The sequence below is a fragment of the Streptococcus sp. HMSC063B03 genome (assembly GCF_001836965.1).
GTDB classification, from domain to species: Bacteria; Bacillota; Bacilli; order Lactobacillales; family Streptococcaceae; genus Streptococcus; species Streptococcus pneumoniae_F.
In genome coordinates this window covers 18,360-34,568 of record NZ_KV831064.1, presented here as the reverse complement: position 1 = coordinate 34,568, position 16,209 = coordinate 18,360, and the positions used below count along the sequence as shown (strand labels likewise).

Annotated in this window: 18 protein-coding genes and 1 pseudogene; 5 read left to right on the top strand and 14 right to left on the bottom strand. The window is 37.9% G+C overall.

What is annotated here, in order from left to right:
- Nucleotides 1-37: 37 nt before the first annotated feature.
- From HMPREF2628_RS08735 to HMPREF2628_RS08715, 5 genes are all read right to left on the bottom strand, one after another.
- Nucleotides 38-1,093 (bottom strand): BMP family lipoprotein, encoded by a 1,056-nt coding sequence (locus HMPREF2628_RS08735; protein WP_070842919.1) that lies wholly within the window; start codon nt 1,091-1,093, stop codon nt 38-40.
- Between the two features lie 89 nt (nt 1,094-1,182).
- Nucleotides 1,183-1,572: a cytidine deaminase gene (locus HMPREF2628_RS08730; protein ID WP_070842918.1), complete on the bottom strand. Its 390-nt coding sequence runs from the start codon at nt 1,570-1,572 to the stop codon at nt 1,183-1,185.
- On the bottom strand, nt 1,559-2,221 hold the full coding sequence (gene deoC, locus HMPREF2628_RS08725) for a deoxyribose-phosphate aldolase (RefSeq protein WP_070842917.1): 663 nt from the start codon (nt 2,219-2,221) through the stop codon (nt 1,559-1,561). Before deoC ends, HMPREF2628_RS08730 begins: the two co-directional genes overlap by 14 nt.
- Before the next feature lie 19 nt (nt 2,222-2,240).
- Entirely contained in the window at nt 2,241-3,518 is a 1,278-nt protein-coding gene (locus HMPREF2628_RS08720; RefSeq protein WP_070842916.1) for a pyrimidine-nucleoside phosphorylase, read from the bottom strand.
- Nucleotides 3,515-4,105, bottom strand: a complete 591-nt coding sequence (locus HMPREF2628_RS08715) for a class I SAM-dependent methyltransferase (protein ID WP_083320554.1) — start codon at nt 4,103-4,105, stop codon at nt 3,515-3,517. Before HMPREF2628_RS08715 ends, HMPREF2628_RS08720 begins: the two co-directional genes overlap by 4 nt.
- Before the next feature lie 172 nt (nt 4,106-4,277).
- Between HMPREF2628_RS08715 and coaA the strand changes: the two genes are divergently transcribed.
- The 3 genes from coaA (at nt 4,278) to HMPREF2628_RS08700 (ending at nt 6,088) form a co-directional block, all read left to right on the top strand.
- The gene (gene coaA, locus HMPREF2628_RS08710; RefSeq protein ID WP_070842914.1) at nt 4,278-5,198 is read left to right on the top strand and encodes a type I pantothenate kinase; all 921 of its coding nucleotides are present in this window, start codon (nt 4,278-4,280) and stop codon (nt 5,196-5,198) included.
- 67 nt (nt 5,199-5,265) lie between these two features.
- Complete coding sequence (gene rpsT / locus HMPREF2628_RS08705) at nt 5,266-5,502, top strand: 30S ribosomal protein S20 (RefSeq protein ID WP_001274000.1); 237 nt, start codon at nt 5,266-5,268, stop codon at nt 5,500-5,502.
- 52 nt (nt 5,503-5,554) lie between these two features.
- Nucleotides 5,555-6,088 carry a DNA topology modulation protein gene (locus HMPREF2628_RS08700; protein WP_070842913.1) on the top strand — a complete coding sequence of 178 codons (534 nt, stop codon included), beginning with the start codon at nt 5,555-5,557 and terminating at the stop codon, nt 6,086-6,088.
- A 381-nt stretch (nt 6,089-6,469) separates the two neighbouring features.
- On the opposite strand, the gene HMPREF2628_RS08695 is transcribed toward HMPREF2628_RS08700, so the two are convergent.
- Nucleotides 6,470-6,847, bottom strand: a complete 378-nt coding sequence (locus tag HMPREF2628_RS08695) for a YwiB family protein (protein ID WP_083320553.1) — start codon at nt 6,845-6,847, stop codon at nt 6,470-6,472.
- A gap of 71 nt (nt 6,848-6,918) precedes the next feature.
- On the opposite strand from HMPREF2628_RS08695, the gene HMPREF2628_RS08690 reads away from it, so the two are divergent.
- Nucleotides 6,919-8,223: an HD domain-containing protein gene (locus HMPREF2628_RS08690; RefSeq protein WP_070842911.1), complete on the top strand. Its 1,305-nt coding sequence runs from the start codon at nt 6,919-6,921 to the stop codon at nt 8,221-8,223.
- Nucleotides 8,224-8,235: 12 nt separating this feature from the next.
- Nucleotides 8,236-9,042 carry a sugar-phosphatase gene (gene yidA, locus HMPREF2628_RS08685; protein ID WP_070842910.1) on the top strand — a complete coding sequence of 269 codons (807 nt, stop codon included), beginning with the start codon at nt 8,236-8,238 and terminating at the stop codon, nt 9,040-9,042.
- Nucleotides 9,043-9,201: 159 nt separating this feature from the next.
- Here the strand turns inward: yidA and ifs (HMPREF2628_RS08680) are convergent, their stop codons facing one another.
- The 8 genes and pseudogenes from ifs (HMPREF2628_RS08680) to HMPREF2628_RS08645 form a co-directional block, all read right to left on the bottom strand.
- Entirely contained in the window at nt 9,202-10,089 is an 888-nt protein-coding gene (ifs, locus tag HMPREF2628_RS08680; RefSeq protein ID WP_070842909.1) for an NAD glycohydrolase inhibitor, read from the bottom strand.
- Between the two features lie 207 nt (nt 10,090-10,296).
- A complete protein-coding gene (locus tag HMPREF2628_RS08675) occupies nt 10,297-11,172 on the bottom strand; it encodes a DUF4299 family protein (RefSeq protein ID WP_049486786.1) in 876 nt (291 codons plus the stop codon).
- The gene (locus tag HMPREF2628_RS08670) at nt 11,169-11,636 is read right to left on the bottom strand and encodes a hypothetical protein (protein WP_042749693.1); all 468 of its coding nucleotides are present in this window, start codon (nt 11,634-11,636) and stop codon (nt 11,169-11,171) included. The genes HMPREF2628_RS08675 and HMPREF2628_RS08670 overlap by 4 nt, the downstream gene beginning before the upstream one ends.
- 807 nt (nt 11,637-12,443) lie before the next feature.
- Nucleotides 12,444-13,322: pseudogene (gene ifs, locus HMPREF2628_RS08665) on the bottom strand (NAD glycohydrolase toxin immunity factor); the annotation flags it as partial.
- Nucleotides 13,323-13,437: 115 nt separating this feature from the next.
- Nucleotides 13,438-14,325, bottom strand: coding sequence for a hypothetical protein (locus HMPREF2628_RS08660; protein WP_049486785.1), 888 nt, complete (start codon nt 14,323-14,325; stop codon nt 13,438-13,440).
- Nucleotides 14,326-14,341: 16 nt separating this feature from the next.
- Nucleotides 14,342-15,220, bottom strand: coding sequence for a hypothetical protein (locus tag HMPREF2628_RS08655; protein ID WP_049486784.1), 879 nt, complete (start codon nt 15,218-15,220; stop codon nt 14,342-14,344).
- 237 nt (nt 15,221-15,457) lie between these two features.
- Nucleotides 15,458-15,889, bottom strand: a complete 432-nt coding sequence (locus HMPREF2628_RS08650) for a hypothetical protein (RefSeq protein ID WP_049486783.1) — start codon at nt 15,887-15,889, stop codon at nt 15,458-15,460.
- A gap of 15 nt (nt 15,890-15,904) precedes the next feature.
- Nucleotides 15,905-16,209 (bottom strand): hypothetical protein (locus HMPREF2628_RS08645; protein ID WP_070842908.1); only part of this gene is annotated, 305 nt, incomplete at its 5' end.

Sequence of the window (16,209 nt, the reverse complement as noted above, 5' to 3'; positions counted from 1 at the left end):
GGCCGAGGGCCGCTTCCTAAGAAATGACTTCCATCCATTATTTTTCAGGAACTTTTACGCTTCCATCAAGGATTTTAGCTTTTGCATCTTCGACAGCTTTTTTACCTTCTTCTGAAAGGTTTGTTACTGCCAAGTCAACCCCTTTATCTTTCAATGAGTAAACGATTACTTGACCGCCAGGGAATTCACCTTTTTCTGCCTTGTTAGCAATATCTTTTACAGTTGTACCAACTTGTTTCAAAGTAGATACAAGAACAAAGTTTGATTCTTTACCATCTTTAGAAGTGTATTTACCTTCTGCTTCTTGGTCACGGTCAACACCGATAACCCAAACTTTTTCACTTTCAGAACGGCTTTCGTTGAGTGATTTTGCTTCCGCAAAGACACCTGCACCTGTTCCACCTGCTGCTTGGTAAATAACGTCTGTACCAGCTGCGTATTGTGCTGCTGCAATTGTTTTACCTTTAGCAGCATCACTAAATGAACCAGCGTAGTCAACTTGTACTTTGATAGAAGGGTCTACTGATTCAACACCAGCTTTAAATCCAGCTGCAAAACGTAAAATAACTTCAGATTCCAAGCCACCTATAAAACCAACTTGTTTTGTTTTAGTTGTTTTAGCAGCTGCTACACCAGCAAGGTAAGCCGCTTCGTTATCAGCAAACGTAGCACTCACAACATTCTTTTGATCTTTAAGCACATCGTCAATCAAAACGTAGTTTTTATCTGAATGTTCTCTAGCAGCATCGTTAACTGCATCTTTAAGTTTAAAACCGATACCAAAAACCAAGTTGTAGTTATTAGATGCAGCTGTGTTAAAATTGTTTCCGTAATCTGCTTCACTGTCAGATTGATAATAAGTAAATCCATTACCTTTTGAAAGATTATGTTCTTTACCCCAGTCTTGCAAACCTTCCCAAGCTGATTGGTTGAATGATTTGTCATCAACACCACCAGTATCAGTGACGATTGCTGCTTTTGTCTTCACATCAGAAGATGAAGCTGCGTTACGAGAAGAGCGGTTACCACATGCAGCAAGTCCAACTGCTGCCACTGCAACTAGACCAAGGCCTAGCCATTGTTTCTTGTTCATTACTGAACCTCCTAAATAAGATGTGCAACGATGTTGCAAGTATGGATTGGTTGGCCACAAGGACCGTGTCACTCAGAGAGCGACTCAGACTAGTTTAAGTCTGTAAAAGAGTATGGAAGTAATTCCCCGACCGTCATCTCGACCGTCGATTTATCTTTTGCGACTAAGGTCACTTTTAGATCTTGTTCAAAAAATTCAGCCATCACTTGGCGACAAGCACCACATGGCGAAATTGGTTTTTCAGTTTGTCCATAGACAATCAATTCTGAAAATTCTATTTGGCCTTCAGAAACTGCTTTAAAAATCGCTGTACGTTCTCCACAGTTAGTCAAAGAATAACTAGCATTCTCAATATTGACACCTGTATAAATGTTCCCATCTTTCGCCACTAAAACAGCTCCGACTGGAAAATGAGAATAGGGCACATAGGCTTTCTTGCTGGTTTCAATTGCTAGTTCAATCAACTCAGTAGTCGCCATCAGCCAATTCTCCTTTTAAAATGGCTACCCCAGCTGAAGTTCCGATACGGGTCGCCCCTGCTTCTACAAATGCAAGAGCATCTGCATAAGAACGAGCTCCCCCAGCAGCCTTGACACCCATATCAGGACCAACTGTTTCACGCATTAATCTAACATCTGCTACCGTCGCACCACCAGTTGAAAAGCCAGTAGATGTTTTAACAAAATCAGCTCTAGCTTTTTGAGCTAATTGGCAGGCTACAACTTTTTCTTGGTCTGTCAGAAGGCAAGCTTCAATAATGACTTTCACTAACTTGTCTCCACTTGCTTCCACTACTGCGCGAATATCAGACTCAATCAAATCAAGATTACCTGATTTGAGAGCCCCAACATTAATCACCATATCAATCTCGTCTGCACCATTTTGGATAGCTTCTTTGGTTTCAAAAGCTTTCACGGCCGAAGTTGTTGCTCCCAAGGGGAAACCTACTACTGTACAGACCTTGACATCTGTGCCTTCAAGCCCTTTTTTAGCATGTTCAACCCAGGTCGGATTGACGCAAACACTGGCAAAATCATACTCTCTAGCCTCAGACAGCAAACAATCAATTTGATTTTCTGTCGCATCTTGTTTTAAAAGCGTATGATCGATATATTTATTTAATTTCATCTTCGGATTCTCCTGCGGTTTATGAGATGATTTCTATAATTTCTCGTAAACTTTGCACGCTATCATTTATTTTAACATATTTTTGAAAATCTGTAACTAGCTGAGGAAAAATTTTTCCATTTGTGTATACTTTTGCAACAATTTCTCCCTTTTGAACGGAATCTCCAACTTTCTTTTCAAAAACAATTCCTGTTTCATAGTCCAAGGCATCAGACTTGACTGCACGGCCTGCCCCCAGTCTCATAGCATAAAGCCCAAATTCCATAGCTGGAAGAGCTGAAATGATACCCGTTTCCTGAGCAGGGATTTCCACCACATGGGTAACATTGACAGGACGATAGAGGTCTTCCAAGTCTCCACCTTGAGCTTGGACCATCTCCTCAAACTTAGCCAGTGCTTGGCCATTTTCAAGATGTTGGCGAACTTCTTCAACTGTCTTGTTTACATTTGCCAGGCCAAGCATAATTTGAGCCAATTCACAGATGAAGTGGGTAATATCCTGACGGCCTTGACCTTGTAAAATCTCCAATGCTTCAAGGATCTCCAGACGATTTCCAATCGCTCGTCCCAAGGGCTGACTCATATCCGTAATCACTGCTACCGTCTTTCGACCAACAGCCTTACCAAGATCCACCATGGTTTGAGCCAATTCGCGTGCCTCATCAACCGTCTTCATGAAAGCACCTTCTCCGACAGTCACGTCTAGCAAAATAGCATCCGCACCTGCCGCAATTTTCTTGCTCATCACCGAACTCGCAATCAAAGGAATCGTGTCAACAGTTGCGGTCACATCACGGAGAGCGTAGAGAAGCTTATCCGCTTTGACCAGCTGATCTGATTGCCCAATGACAGATACTCCAATATCCTGCACTTGATTAATGAAATCCTCTTGACTACGTTCTACTTGATAACCCTTAATGGACTCCAATTTATCAATTGTTCCGCCTGTATGGCCGAGACCACGACCACTCATTTTTGCCACAGGCACACCGAAGCTAGCAACAAGGGGAGCCAAAATCAAGGTCACCTTGTCACCAACACCACCCGTAGAATGCTTGTCAACCTTAACCCCATCAATAGCTGATAAATCAAACTCTTGCCCTGTCTTGACCATCTTCATAGTTAGGTCAGAGATTTCTCGAGTCGTCATTCCTTTGAAATAAACAGCCATAGCAAAGGCAGACATCTGATAATCAGGGACAATTCCTGACACATAGCCTTCTACCAGCCATTCAATTTCACTCGAAGTCAGTTCTTGACCGTCTCGTTTTTTTTGGATTAAATCAACTGCTCTCATTCTTTCACACTTCTAAGGATATAGTATCCCTTATCTTTTTTGACAATTTCACAATTGCCAAACACTTCTTCCATCTTAGACTTAGCACTTGGAGCCCCTTGTTTCTTCTGGATAACGATTGTTAAATCTCCACCAGTTTCCAAGAAATCTTTACTTTTCTCAATGATTTCATGAACCACTTGCTTGCCCGCACGGATAGGAGGATTGGAAATGACGTGGTCAAATGTGCCTTCAACTTGTTCATAGATATTGGACTGGAAAATCGTCGCTTCTACTTTATTTCGTTCAGCATTTTGTCGCGCCAAATCCAAGGCACGATTATTGATATCAACCATGGTCGCCTGAACTCCATAAGCCTTAGCCAAAGACAAACCCAAAGGCCCGTAACCACAGCCTACATCAAGGACAGTTTCTCCTTGGCTGACCTCAAGACACTTGAGCAAGAGTTGACTTCCAAAGTCAACCATTTTCTTGCTAAAAACACCAGCATCCGTCAAAAAGGTCATTTTTTGTCCCAACAACTCTACTCTCAACTCATGAATGTCGTGAGCAGCGTCAGGATTTTCTGCATAATACATTTTACTCATGAAACTATTTTACCATAATTTAACGAAATATTAAATCGTTTCCAAGTAATTTGACAATACGATGTAGTTTGTCATTATTGTTTTAATCGAGAGAAACTTTTTCTATAAGATACTAGATGTTTTTAGTCCCAAAATATGCTATACTAAGATATCAAATCAGAAAGACAAACTTATGACCAACGAATTTTTACATTTTGAAAAAATCTGCCGCAAGACTTGGCAATCTTTACATAGAAAGACGACACCTCCTTTGACAGAAGAGGAATTAGAATCTATCAAGAGTTTTAATGACCAGATTAGCTTACAGGATGTTACCGATGTCTATCTCCCCCTAGCCCATCTCATCCAGATTTACAAGCGTACCAAGGATGACTTGGCCTTTTCAAAAGGAATTTTCCTTCAACGTGAAAGCAAATCCCAACCTTTTATCATTGGAGTTTCTGGGAGTGTTGCCGTTGGAAAATCAACAACCAGCCGCCTGCTTCAGATCCTACTGTCCCGTACACTTACAGATGCTAGGGTTGAGTTGGTAACAACTGACGGCTTTCTCTATCCCAACCATACCTTGATTGAGCAAGGGATTCTAAATCGGAAGGGATTTCCTGAAAGCTATGATATGGAAGCTCTTCTCAACTTCTTGGATCACATCAAAAATGGACAAGATGTGGATATTCCTGTCTATTCTCATGAAGTCTACGACATCGTTCCTGAGGAAAAACAAAGTGTCAAAGCTGCTGATTTTGTGATTGTCGAGGGGATTAATGTCTTTCAAAACCCACAAAACGAGCGTCTCTATATCACTGACTTCTTTGACTTTTCCATCTATGTTGATGCTGCAGTCGATGACATCGAGAGTTGGTATCTGGACCGTTTCTTGAAGATGCTGAGCCTAGCCCAAAACGACCCTGATAGCTACTATTATCGTTTTACACAAATGCCTATTGGGGAAGTGGAATCCTTTGCCCATCAGGTCTGGACCAGTATCAATCTCACAAATCTACAAAATTATATTGAACCAACTAGAAATCGTGCAGAAGTGATTCTTCATAAAACAAAGAACCATGAAATCGATGAAATTTACTTAAAAAAATAATTTTCCCTTGTCAAAACGTAAGTTTTCAGATATAATGGTATAGTTAGTAAATATGGAGGTAAGAACATTGGCAAACATTAAATCAGCTATCAAACGCGCTGAATTGAACGTTAAACAAAACGAAAAGAACTCAGCTCAAAAATCAGCTATGCGTACTGCTATCAAAGCATTCGAAGCAAACCCATCTGAAGAACTTTTCCGTGCTGCTAGCTCAGCTATCGATAAAGCAGAAACTAAAGGTTTGATTCACAAAAACAAAGCAAGCCGCGACAAAGCTCGTCTTTCAGCTAAACTTGCTAAATAAGAAACAGTCCATAGAGGCTGTTTTTTTGTCTCCAAATACGAAAAGGTAGAAAATGAAAATCGCAATCATCGGATATTCTGGTGCTGGTAAGTCAACTCTAGCCGAAAAGTTGTCTCACTGCTACTCCATCCCAAAACTTCACATGGACACACTCCAATTTCAACCTGGTTGGCAAGACAGCGACCGCGAATGGATGTTGGCCGAGATGAATAACTTTCTCACCAATCATGAAGCTTGGGTTATTGATGGTAATTATTCTTGGTGTTTCTATGAGGAAAGAATGCAGGATGCTGATCAAATCATCTTTCTTAATTTTTCGCCATTGACCTGTCTCTTTCGAGCCTTTAAACGTTATCTTAAATACCGGGGAAAAGTAAGAGAAAGTATGGCAGTTGGTTGTCAAGAACAATTTAATTGGGAGTTTATCAGATGGATTCTCAGGGATGGGCGGAGCAAAACTGCTAAAGAACGCTACAAGTGGGTTCAAGAAACCTATCCAGATAAAGTTGTTATCCTTAGGTCTCAAAAGGAGATAGATTACTTTATAAAGACTCACGAAAACAAGAAGAAAAACCAACATGGATAATGTTAGTACTATTTGGAAGACAAATCCCCTTTTTGGGGCTATTTTTCCAAAATATTTTCTTCATTATTTACCAATCTATCCTATCTAAAACTCTGAATTCGATAAAAATAAAAAGGGATATTCACTGTCCCTTTTATCAATTTTTAAATTTTGAATATACAATAATCACAATCGCTAGACCTCAAATCCTATTTACTCATTTGGAACAAGTATAAGGGAAGACGGATATTATATTTAGCTTTCATAAATAATAGGTAATGGAATGAGTGTTATAACCTTAATCTGAAAAAATAAATGTTTCAGCTACTAAAAATGTGCAAGAAAAGCTTGATTTCATAAACTTTATCAGCTTCGTTGCTATAACCTCGTCCCCAGCCATACCTAGCCCCAAGTAATTTCCAATTGATAGTTGGCAAAGGGATGTCCCTCTTGATTTTGTAGCTGATAGTCTAAATGAATCTTTTGCCCATTAACTTCATAACGGCTCGTTTGGATGATAAACTCCTGCATACCCATAGGTGTCGGAATATAGGCCAAACTATCACTATCCTTTAGAAAGCGCATAATGGTCTTGGGATTGGAAAATCGGCTCATCACCAACTCTTGACCATGAAATTTAATAACCACTTTTTCCTTTTCCTCATTATAGAAAAGCAGGTAGCTATAATCTCCTTTTTCATGCACTTCTACATCATAGAGTTGGTCAATCACTTCCAACTGCTCATCAAACTGAATCGTATTTCGCATTCGAATCTTCACATCAAGTCCTCTTTCTTGTCTCTTGTCCTACTATTTTACCAAAAACTCTAGCTTTTTGCTATAATGGTCATATGAACGAAAAAGTATTCCGTGACCCAGTTCACAACTACATCCATGTCGATAATCAAATCATCTACGACTTGATTAATACAAAAGAATTTCAGCGTTTGCGTCGTATCAAACAACTGGGAACTTCCAGTTATACCTTCCACGGTGGAGAACATAGTCGCTTCTCTCACTGTCTAGGAGTCTATGAAATTGCACGACGTATCACGGAGATTTTTGAAGAAAAATATCCTGAAGAATGGAATCCTGCCGAGTCTCTCTTGACCATGACCGCTGCTCTCCTACATGACCTTGGACATGGTGCCTACTCCCATACTTTTGAAAATCTCTTTGATACAGACCATGAAGCCATTACTCAGGAGATTATTCAGAGTCCTGAGACAGAGATTCACCAAGTCCTGCTGCAAGTGGCACCTGATTTCCCAGAAAAGGTTGCCAGTGTCATCGACCATACCTATCCTAACAAGCAGGTCGTGCAACTCATTTCTAGTCAGATTGATGCGGACCGCATGGACTATCTCTTGCGCGACTCCTATTTTACAGGAGCATCTTATGGGGAATTTGACCTGACTCGGATCCTCCGAGTCATTCGTCCTGTCGAAAATGGTATCGCCTTTCAGCGCAATGGCATGCATGCCATCGAAGACTATGTTCTCAGTCGCTACCAGATGTATATGCAGGTCTATTTCCACCCAGCAACACGCGCCATGGAAGTTCTCCTTCAGAATCTCCTCAAGCGCGCCAAGGAACTCTATCCTAAAGACAAAGATTTCTTTGCACGAACTTCTCCCCATTTGCTGCCTTTCTTTGAAAAAAATGTGACCTTGTCTGATTATCTGGCTCTGGATGATGGTGTGATGAATACCTACTTCCAACTCTGGATGACCAGTCCTGACAAGATTCTCGCAGACCTGTCGCAACGCTTTGTCAACCGCAAGGTCTTTAAATCCATTACCTTTTCACAAGAGGATCAAGACCAACTCGCTAGCATGAGAAAATTGGTTGAAGATATCGGCTTTGATCCTGACTACTACACTGCCATTCATAAGAACTTTGACCTCCCTTATGATATCTATCGTCCCGAATCTGAAAACCCACGGACACAGATTGAGATTCTACAGAAAAATGGAGAACTAGCAGAACTCTCTAGCCTTTCTCCTATCGTTCAATCTCTTGCTGGCAGTCGCCACGGAGATAATCGTTTCTATTTCCCTAAAGAAATGTTGGACCAAAACAGCATCTTCGCAAGTATCACCCAGCAATTTTTACACTTGATTGAGAACGATCATTTTACCCCAAATAAAAACTAGAAGAGGAAATTTATGAGTATTAAACTAATCGCCGTCGATATCGACGGAACCCTAGTCAATAGCCAAAAGGAGATTACTCCTGAAGTCTTTTCTGCCATCCAAGATGCCAAAGAAGCTGGTGTCAAAATCGTGATTGCAACTGGCCGCCCCATCGCAGGTGTTGCCAAACTTCTAGACGACTTGCAGTTGAGAGACGAGGGTGACTATGTGGTGACTTTCAATGGTGCCCTTGTCCAAGAAACCGCTACAGGACATGAGATTATCAGCGAATCATTGACTTATGAGGATTATCTGGATATGGAATTTCTCAGTCGTAAGCTCGGTGTCCACATGCACGCCATTACCAAGGACGGTATCTATACTGCCAATCGCAATATCGGAAAATACACAGTGCACGAATCAACCCTCGTCAGCATGCCCATCTTCTACCGTACACCTGAAGAAATGGCTGGCAAGGAAATCGTCAAGTGTATGTTCATCGATGAACCAGAGATTCTCGATGCTGCGATTGAAAAGATACCAGCAAAATTTTACGAGCGCTACTCTATCAACAAATCTGCACCTTTCTACCTCGAACTCCTTAAAAAGAATGTGGACAAAGGTTCAGCCATCACTCACTTAGCTGAAAAACTCGGATTGACCAAAGATGAAACCATGGCTATCGGTGACGAAGAAAACGACCGTGCCATGCTGGAAGTCGTTGGAAACCCCGTTGTCATGAAAAATGGAAATCTAGAAATCAAAAAAATCGCCAAATACATCACCAAAACAAATGACGAATCCGGCGTTGCCCATGCTATCCGTACATGGGTACTGTAAAAAGATAAGAATAGACGAAAACCGCTCGGCTGAGCGGTTTTTAGTATGAACATGTCATAATAAGAGTAAATTAATAAATTGAATGGCTGTTGCACAGTCACTAAAATCTTGAGAGTACAAAAACAAAATGAACAGCTGTTATATCAAATGGAGACTTTATCACTCGGGCAATTCTACTTTCAAACTCATATCTGTAGGTTGCAATACCTTCTGAACAGCTGCAAGAAAGGCTAGTCCATTATCAGATGGAGAATATTGGAAGGTGATATGGATAACTTTTTTGTCAAAACTATCGCCATATCGTGCCACATACTGCTTGCTTTCGAGGAAGTAGATATAGTTATTGAGTTTTTCTTGAAGTTTCAAGAGATGCTCCTCTTCTAATGACTCAATCCATTTGTTTTCATCAATCAACAACAACTCCAAATGGTCATCTGAAACACCCATCGCATCGATGCTTGTAACGTCTAGTTCAATTTTCTCAACTGTTTTAATGGTTTTTACTACCTTTGGTGGATTGTAGTATTTTTCCTTGAATTCCTTAAGAATCTTCTCTACCTTTTCTTCATCACACTGCCTGTATAATGGACTACGGTCTAATACATTACATAGTCTTTCATAGGTATACGTATGTTTCTGCTCATCAGATAATTTTGAAATGCTTTCTATAATATTTCTTACCAATTCATCTGTTTCAATAACAAAGGGAAGGCTTGTATATTTCTTTACCCATCTACTTTGAATAGAAATATATTTCGTTACTTTCTTTAATCTCATTAAATCATTAGATAAACTAAACTCTTTCAAGATGTCAAAAGTTCTTTTAGCTATATCCTCATCACCTTCCACATACAGAGGGAATAAGCAATAATCCATCAATACTAAAATATCTGTGCTATCAAGTTCATAAGAATCCCTTTGCCATATACGATATTTTGGATTTGTACCTAAAAAAGCTTCCTCCTCTTTCCCTTCTCTCATCATATCACGATAAAAATTAACAAAAGATTCATATTCTTTAGGCTCTGGTATTTCAAATTTCTTCATTTATTTACTCCATTGGTTAATTCTACCTATTTCTATGTATTTACTCCATCTGTTGTTGAATGATAGTATTAAAGCTTTGTCTTATTATAGCATAAAATAAATACAGAAAAAATAAAATGGGGAACTTAAGGAAAAAGAAAACCACCTGAAAAACTATCAGATGGTAAACTTTTCAGCCATGAACGGACTAATAAGTTTCTTAGAATGTTAGTTCTGCGATAACTTCTGCAACATTTCAGGAGAAATTGGGTCCACAAGAACATACTTGGCATCCAGCATATAGATTCCCTCAGTCAACGACTCTAAGAACTGACGATAAGGAACTTCGGCTAGTTTTTCCCCATCGGCTGTCATTATAAATAGTCGTGCAACTGCAACCTTACTTCCTCGATACTCTTGTAAATATTGAGGTTCTAGCTCTGGTTGAGCCGGTAAGATTGTTCGTCCTTCACTATTTAGATAATTGATAGGGATAATGATGTCCTCTCCATTTTGCTCTACTTTAAAAACTTGTTGCTCAGAGTAATAAGCATTTAGCTGTTGGGTAAAGCGCAAACGCTGGTCATAACTATTTAAGAGTTGATCATCCGGCACATGGATAATCTGCCCTAGGTAAAGTTCATTGATGTAAATAGGACGTTTCACTCCCATAACTTCTACTATAGGATGAACTTTTACTTCCTTAGTCAATTCTGAGAGAGCTGATAAGAAAATATCTGTGAAATGAAATTCTAGAATAGAATCTTTATCATAGTCCACGCCATCATGTTCACACACTCTTACATCTAAAAGAACCAGCAATGTTTTCAAGAACATCAAGGCCCCAGTCCAGTCAGAAGCTGTCGCCAAATCTGGAACAGATACCTGATAGGCTTGACCATCAAAAGATAGACGGAACCCTAGACTAGACTTCTCTTTGACCCCAAACTGAACAGAATGGAAATCCGAAATAAGAGAGTCTGCAGATGGCTTTAATCCTGCATCCTTAGCGGAAACGCTGTAACATTCAAAAAGTTCTGCTTGAAGCACCTCACCAATTCTTAGTGATTGGTTGCTTTTTATTGTAAAATTAACTGATTTCATATTTTTCTCCTTCGGTCTACTGGCAAATCCTTTCTACGACGTAGAATCGTTACTTCGCTGACAGGGATTTTTCCTGATGCATACGTAATATGACCGTACTTATCATCCATCAATGACGCGCCATCTGCTATATTGTTTTCATTTAAAAATTCTTTATCAGAAACCAATATTCGCACATAAGAATCAGGTGCTGTAAAATCATCATCTCCATGCTTGTGACCAGCAATTGCAAATTCCTGACCTTTATATAGGACACGATCATAAACGCTATATCTTTGCGTAACTTCACTATAAGACAGGAACTTCCCGTATAACCCTTCATAATCACCAGATTCATAGAAACTATAGGGAACGTAGCCCTCTTCCAACATCGCTGGAGCTTTTGATAGAAGAATATATCCATTTATATAATTCACAAAATTAGAATATACTTTATCTTCATAAACTAGATATTCTTTATCCATTTTATCCCTCCACGTATTCCATTATACCATATTTACAACTACAAACTATCAGGTCTTACGTCACTCATTTCCTGACTCCGTCTGTTCTATATTTTGTTCATTCTCTCGTTTCTCTTTTAAATCTTTCAATGTTTTATCAATGACCCTCTTAACTCCCTCATCACTCATTCCAGAAATATGGTAAGGGTAATTTTGACTCTCCTTACTTGAAGTTTGATTTTGTGTACTTTCTTCAGTTGATGGGTTCTCATTCAAATCTGATGTTGTCGTAGTAGATGCAGGTTCATAATTTGAACTTTTCTTTGACTTAGGAATGTAGTTACTATCAATCTTAGGTATATTTTTAATTTCCTCAATAGTAGGAATTTTAGAATTTTCTTTAACCGGTCTGTAGATCATCGCAAAAGAGAAGAATAAGGCCAGAACTGTTCCTATACACGCCAAAGTTCTTTTACTCGATTCTAACGAATGAACTTTGACTCCACTTGTGCTAAGGTTCTTCCATTCAGGATGTTCTTCTTCAATCGCTTTTTTCTCTTGCCAAACTGGGACCAGTAGAAAGTGATTAAAGGGAATAACAGTACCCATAACTGTTGCTATAAATGGGACATGTCTAGAAAGACTTAGAACTATTAGCAAATATAGTATAAAAGAAAGGACTAAAAGAAAATTTACTAATACTAGTCGTATTTTATATTCTTTTTTAATCTGGAGATATCTTTCTTTGGATAGATTTTCTTGATTTTGATTGGAATGATTTGAGTCTTCCGATATGTTTTCCTTATCTGAAAAAATGTCATCATCCAGTAATTCTACCTTCAAACTCATATCAGTCGGTTGCAATGTCTTCTGAACCGCTGCGAGAAAGGCTAGTCCATTATCCGATGGGGAATACTGGAAGGTAATATGGATGACTTTTTTGTCAAACTTATCGCCATATCGCTCCACATACTGCTTGCTTTCGAGGAAGTAGATATAGTTGTTGAGTTTTTCTTGAAGTTTCAAGAGATGTTCCTCTTCCAGAGACTCTATCCATTCGTTTTCATCAATCAACAACAACTCTAGATGGTCATCAGAGACACCTATCGCATCGATACTTGTAACGTCTAGTTCAATTTTCTCAACTGTTTTAATGGTTTTTACTACCTTTGGTGGATTGTAGTATTTTTCCTTGAATTCCTTGAGAATCTTCTCTACCTTTTCTTCATCACACTGTCTGTATAACGGACTACGGTCTAATACATTACAGAGTCTTTCATAAGTATACGTACGTTTCTGATCATCTGATAATTTTGAAATACTTTCTATAATATTTCTTACTAACTCATCTGTTTCAATAACAAAGGGAAGATTAGAATATTCAGTTAAAAACCAGTTTTGAATAGAGATATAATCAGTCACCTTATCTAATTTGACTAAGTCAATCGATAAGCTAAAATCCTTCAAGATGTCAAAAGTTCTTCTTGCTATATCCTCATCACCTTCTACATACAGAGGGAATAAGCAATATTCCATCAATACGCTAATGTCTGTACTGTCAAGTTCATAAGAATCTCGTTGCCGAAAACGATACTTAGTTTCTGTTCCTAGAAATGCTTCTGCTTCTTTCCCTTCCTTCATCACCTCTAGATAATGTTTGACAAAATATTTATAATTCTCTTTATTTTTCAATTTATATGCCTGCATTTAGTTACTCCATTGATTGATTCTGAAAATTCCTTCAACTTGCTAGTGAATTTGAGTTTGATGAGAAATAATAATCAGATAGTTCACTCCATTTAAAGTGCTTCTATTTGATAAGTCAGTTACGGTTTAATAATTTTTTATGCTTCTTTAAATATTTCATCCCATACCATTCCTCTACAGTCTTACCTTCCCACTGACGATATTCTTCTGGGTATTTCCATTTGTAGAATGCTTGTAAATAACTAGGAAATTCGATGTAAATTAGCATAGCAATCACAGCAATATTTAGGATAATCCATGTTATCAAAAGACCTAATCCTTCCAATGAAGTTGAAAACTTTATGGAAAAACTTTTTATAATAAAGTTTATAATTACTCCAATTCCCAAAAAACTCATTCCATAAATCGCTATCTTTTTGGCAATTTTGTTTCGAAGAGAAGAGCCACTTCCATTACCATACATCAGTTTTTTAAGACTTTCAATTTCAAGGCTAAACATAAAATAGGCTAATATAGTAATAAAAACAAAAATAGCAGCAACCATCCAAATAGATAAAGTTGGTAATGACATATCAATCGCTAACAGATTAAATTCAAGACTAAGCCAAATTAGAAATGTGATGACATGAAAATGATTACGATAAGGCAGTATAAAAGCTTTTCTAAAAACTTTACCAATCAATATGATAAATACCCAAATTAAGAAACAGACTAGATATACCTCAGCTGTTAGTAATGGATGTTGATAGATAGGCAATCTTAAATCTTTAGGATCAGAGTCGTGCAAGGACAGTGAGAAAACAAGAATCATAAAGTTTATAATGACAGAACCGATAAGAGTCAAAACAATATTCTGAATATGAAGAACTAGTTTAGACTTTCCTTCCATATAATATGTTTCTAACTTAGAGAAAACATTTCCTTTCTGATACTGTAAAAAAACATCATCTTCCAAATTCAAACTCTCTTCAAAACTAGCTTTAAAAATTGATTTCTTCCTCATACTCTTTGTCCAAATCCTATTTTAATAACTCCTTGTGTTTTTTTAAATATTTTTTTCCATACCACTCTTCTACAGTTTTCCCTTCCCACTCGCGGTATTCTTCAGGATATTTCCATTTGTAATAACCTTCTAAAAAGAAAGGAAACTCCATGAATACAATCATGGCGATTACACCAATATTTGATAGAATCCAAAATATAAAGAGACCTAAAACAGTTACGGAAGAGGAAAAATTAATAGAAAAAGCTTTGAAAATAAAATTAACAATCACAGCCAAGCCCAATATACCTGCTCCATAAATAGCAAGGCCTTTGGCAATTTTATCGAGTAAGGTAGGTGACTTAACTTCTCCATACATTCGTTTTTTCAAACTTCTAAGCTCCGTTCTTAACATTACATAAGCCAAGAATGCTAGAAGTCCAAAAAATACCAAGATCCCCCATATTGATAATATAGGTAAAGACATAGTTGTTGCCAGCAAATTAAATTCAAACACAAACCATATTATAAAAGTTATAATATGAAATCGATAACGATAAGGGAGAATAAACGTCCGTTTAAAGAATTTACCCATTAATACCAATAACAACCAAATTAACAAGCAAATTAAATAAAGCTCGACTGTTAGCAAAGGATACTGAGAAACTGGTAACCTTAAATCTTTAGGATCAGAATTTTGCAATGATAGGGTAACAGCAAGGAGCATGAAATTTGCACCTATCGGAAACAACAGACTAAGAATAAAAGTTTTAATACCAAACCAAAAAGAGGGTCTCCCTTTCTTAAAGGCTTTCCCAAGTTTATTATAATAATCTTTTTTCTGATACTGTAAAAACCCATCATCTAATAAATTTAAACTCTCCTCAAAACTTGCTTTAAAAATTGATTTCTTCATCTAATTTTCTCCCTAATTTTATTAAAATTGATAACAACGAGCCTACTGCATTTCTCTTCTATCTGGATATTTCTTGACATAGGAAGCAGAAAAGAAACCGCCCATGATTCCTGCTGGTATAATAGCTGTAAGTATTACAGACACGATTATGCTAAGAATTTTTCCAAACGAAGGGCTTCCCTCAAGAAATAGCCGTCCAGACATCACAACTATAAATATTATATAATGTCATCCATTTTACATTAAAAGCCAGTTTCCTGTTTCGGCATAAATCATGACCTCATATGATCCCCTAGAAGATTCAAATGCTCTATCCATCAGCTCTTTAGTAATAGGATAGCGAACTTCTGACCCCATAGCTCCACCAATTTCTTTAAAGAAGCAAATTTCGTAATAGCCGTCTGTCTCATATACAACAAATCCATCGCCTCGATGTACAATCGTATCTGATTGATTATAATCTTCTAACTTATCTTTCTCTGGCCAACGATGATGTTCACAATGAAACATTACTTCTAACGAATCTTTTTCTGATTTTGCAACTCGTTCTACTAATTCTTGGCTAACGGGAAAATTAAGCACTTCTTTCCCTCTACTCCACAGAATCTGATAATCATTATTGTTTTTTAATATCGTACAACTTTTGTATTGTTGAATTTCTGTTGTCATACTATTTCTTTTTGTCTATTTCAATGGTGATACATAATCATCTGGAAGTTTCCCTCTCCAGTCAATCCATTTTTGTTCAGCAAGTGGAATTAATGTCTCAAGCTCTTCCTGAGTAAATAATTCCCAACTCTTAGGATTAGCTATTAAAGGAGTTAAGCCTTTTAATATAAATTGTTTCTCACTAGCTTTCTTTTCTTCTTCCGTCGGTGGCCAAGAATTGTGCTTAATCTTCCAAGATATTTCGAGTAGTGATCTCTCTCCACTATCTAATAGAGAGAATAATTCTTGGGGTAAATCATAGACTGCTAACCAAGAAGCCA

What these genes read in the sequence shown, in the direction of transcription:
- coaA (WP_070842914.1), top strand. Translation starts at nt 4,278, where the DNA reads ATGACCAACGAATTTTTACATTTTGAAAAAATCTGCCGCAAGACTTGG.
- HMPREF2628_RS08715 (WP_083320554.1), bottom strand. Translation starts at nt 4,105, where the DNA reads ATGAGTAAAATGTATTATGCAGAAAATCCTGACGCTGCTCACGACATT.
- HMPREF2628_RS08655 (WP_049486784.1), bottom strand. Translation starts at nt 15,220, where the DNA reads ATGAAGAAATCAATTTTTAAAGCAAGTTTTGAGGAGAGTTTAAATTTA.
- HMPREF2628_RS08650 (WP_049486783.1), bottom strand. Translation starts at nt 15,889, where the DNA reads ATGACAACAGAAATTCAACAATACAAAAGTTGTACGATATTAAAAAAC.
- ifs (WP_070842909.1), bottom strand. Translation starts at nt 10,089, where the DNA reads ATGAAGAAATTTGAAATACCAGAGCCTAAAGAATATGAATCTTTTGTT.
- HMPREF2628_RS08660 (WP_049486785.1), bottom strand. Translation starts at nt 14,325, where the DNA reads ATGAGGAAGAAATCAATTTTTAAAGCTAGTTTTGAAGAGAGTTTGAAT.
- deoC (WP_070842917.1), bottom strand. Translation starts at nt 2,221, where the DNA reads ATGAAATTAAATAAATATATCGATCATACGCTTTTAAAACAAGATGCG.
- HMPREF2628_RS08690 (WP_070842911.1), top strand. Translation starts at nt 6,919, where the DNA reads ATGAACGAAAAAGTATTCCGTGACCCAGTTCACAACTACATCCATGTC.
- HMPREF2628_RS08730 (WP_070842918.1), bottom strand. Translation starts at nt 1,572, where the DNA reads ATGGCGACTACTGAGTTGATTGAACTAGCAATTGAAACCAGCAAGAAA.
- HMPREF2628_RS08735 (WP_070842919.1), bottom strand. Translation starts at nt 1,093, where the DNA reads ATGAACAAGAAACAATGGCTAGGCCTTGGTCTAGTTGCAGTGGCAGCA.
- yidA (WP_070842910.1), top strand. Translation starts at nt 8,236, where the DNA reads ATGAGTATTAAACTAATCGCCGTCGATATCGACGGAACCCTAGTCAAT.
- HMPREF2628_RS08675 (WP_049486786.1), bottom strand. Translation starts at nt 11,172, where the DNA reads ATGAAATCAGTTAATTTTACAATAAAAAGCAACCAATCACTAAGAATT.
- HMPREF2628_RS08720 (WP_070842916.1), bottom strand. Translation starts at nt 3,518, where the DNA reads ATGAGAGCAGTTGATTTAATCCAAAAAAAACGAGACGGTCAAGAACTG.
- HMPREF2628_RS08670 (WP_042749693.1), bottom strand. Translation starts at nt 11,636, where the DNA reads ATGGATAAAGAATATCTAGTTTATGAAGATAAAGTATATTCTAATTTT.
- HMPREF2628_RS08700 (WP_070842913.1), top strand. Translation starts at nt 5,555, where the DNA reads ATGAAAATCGCAATCATCGGATATTCTGGTGCTGGTAAGTCAACTCTA.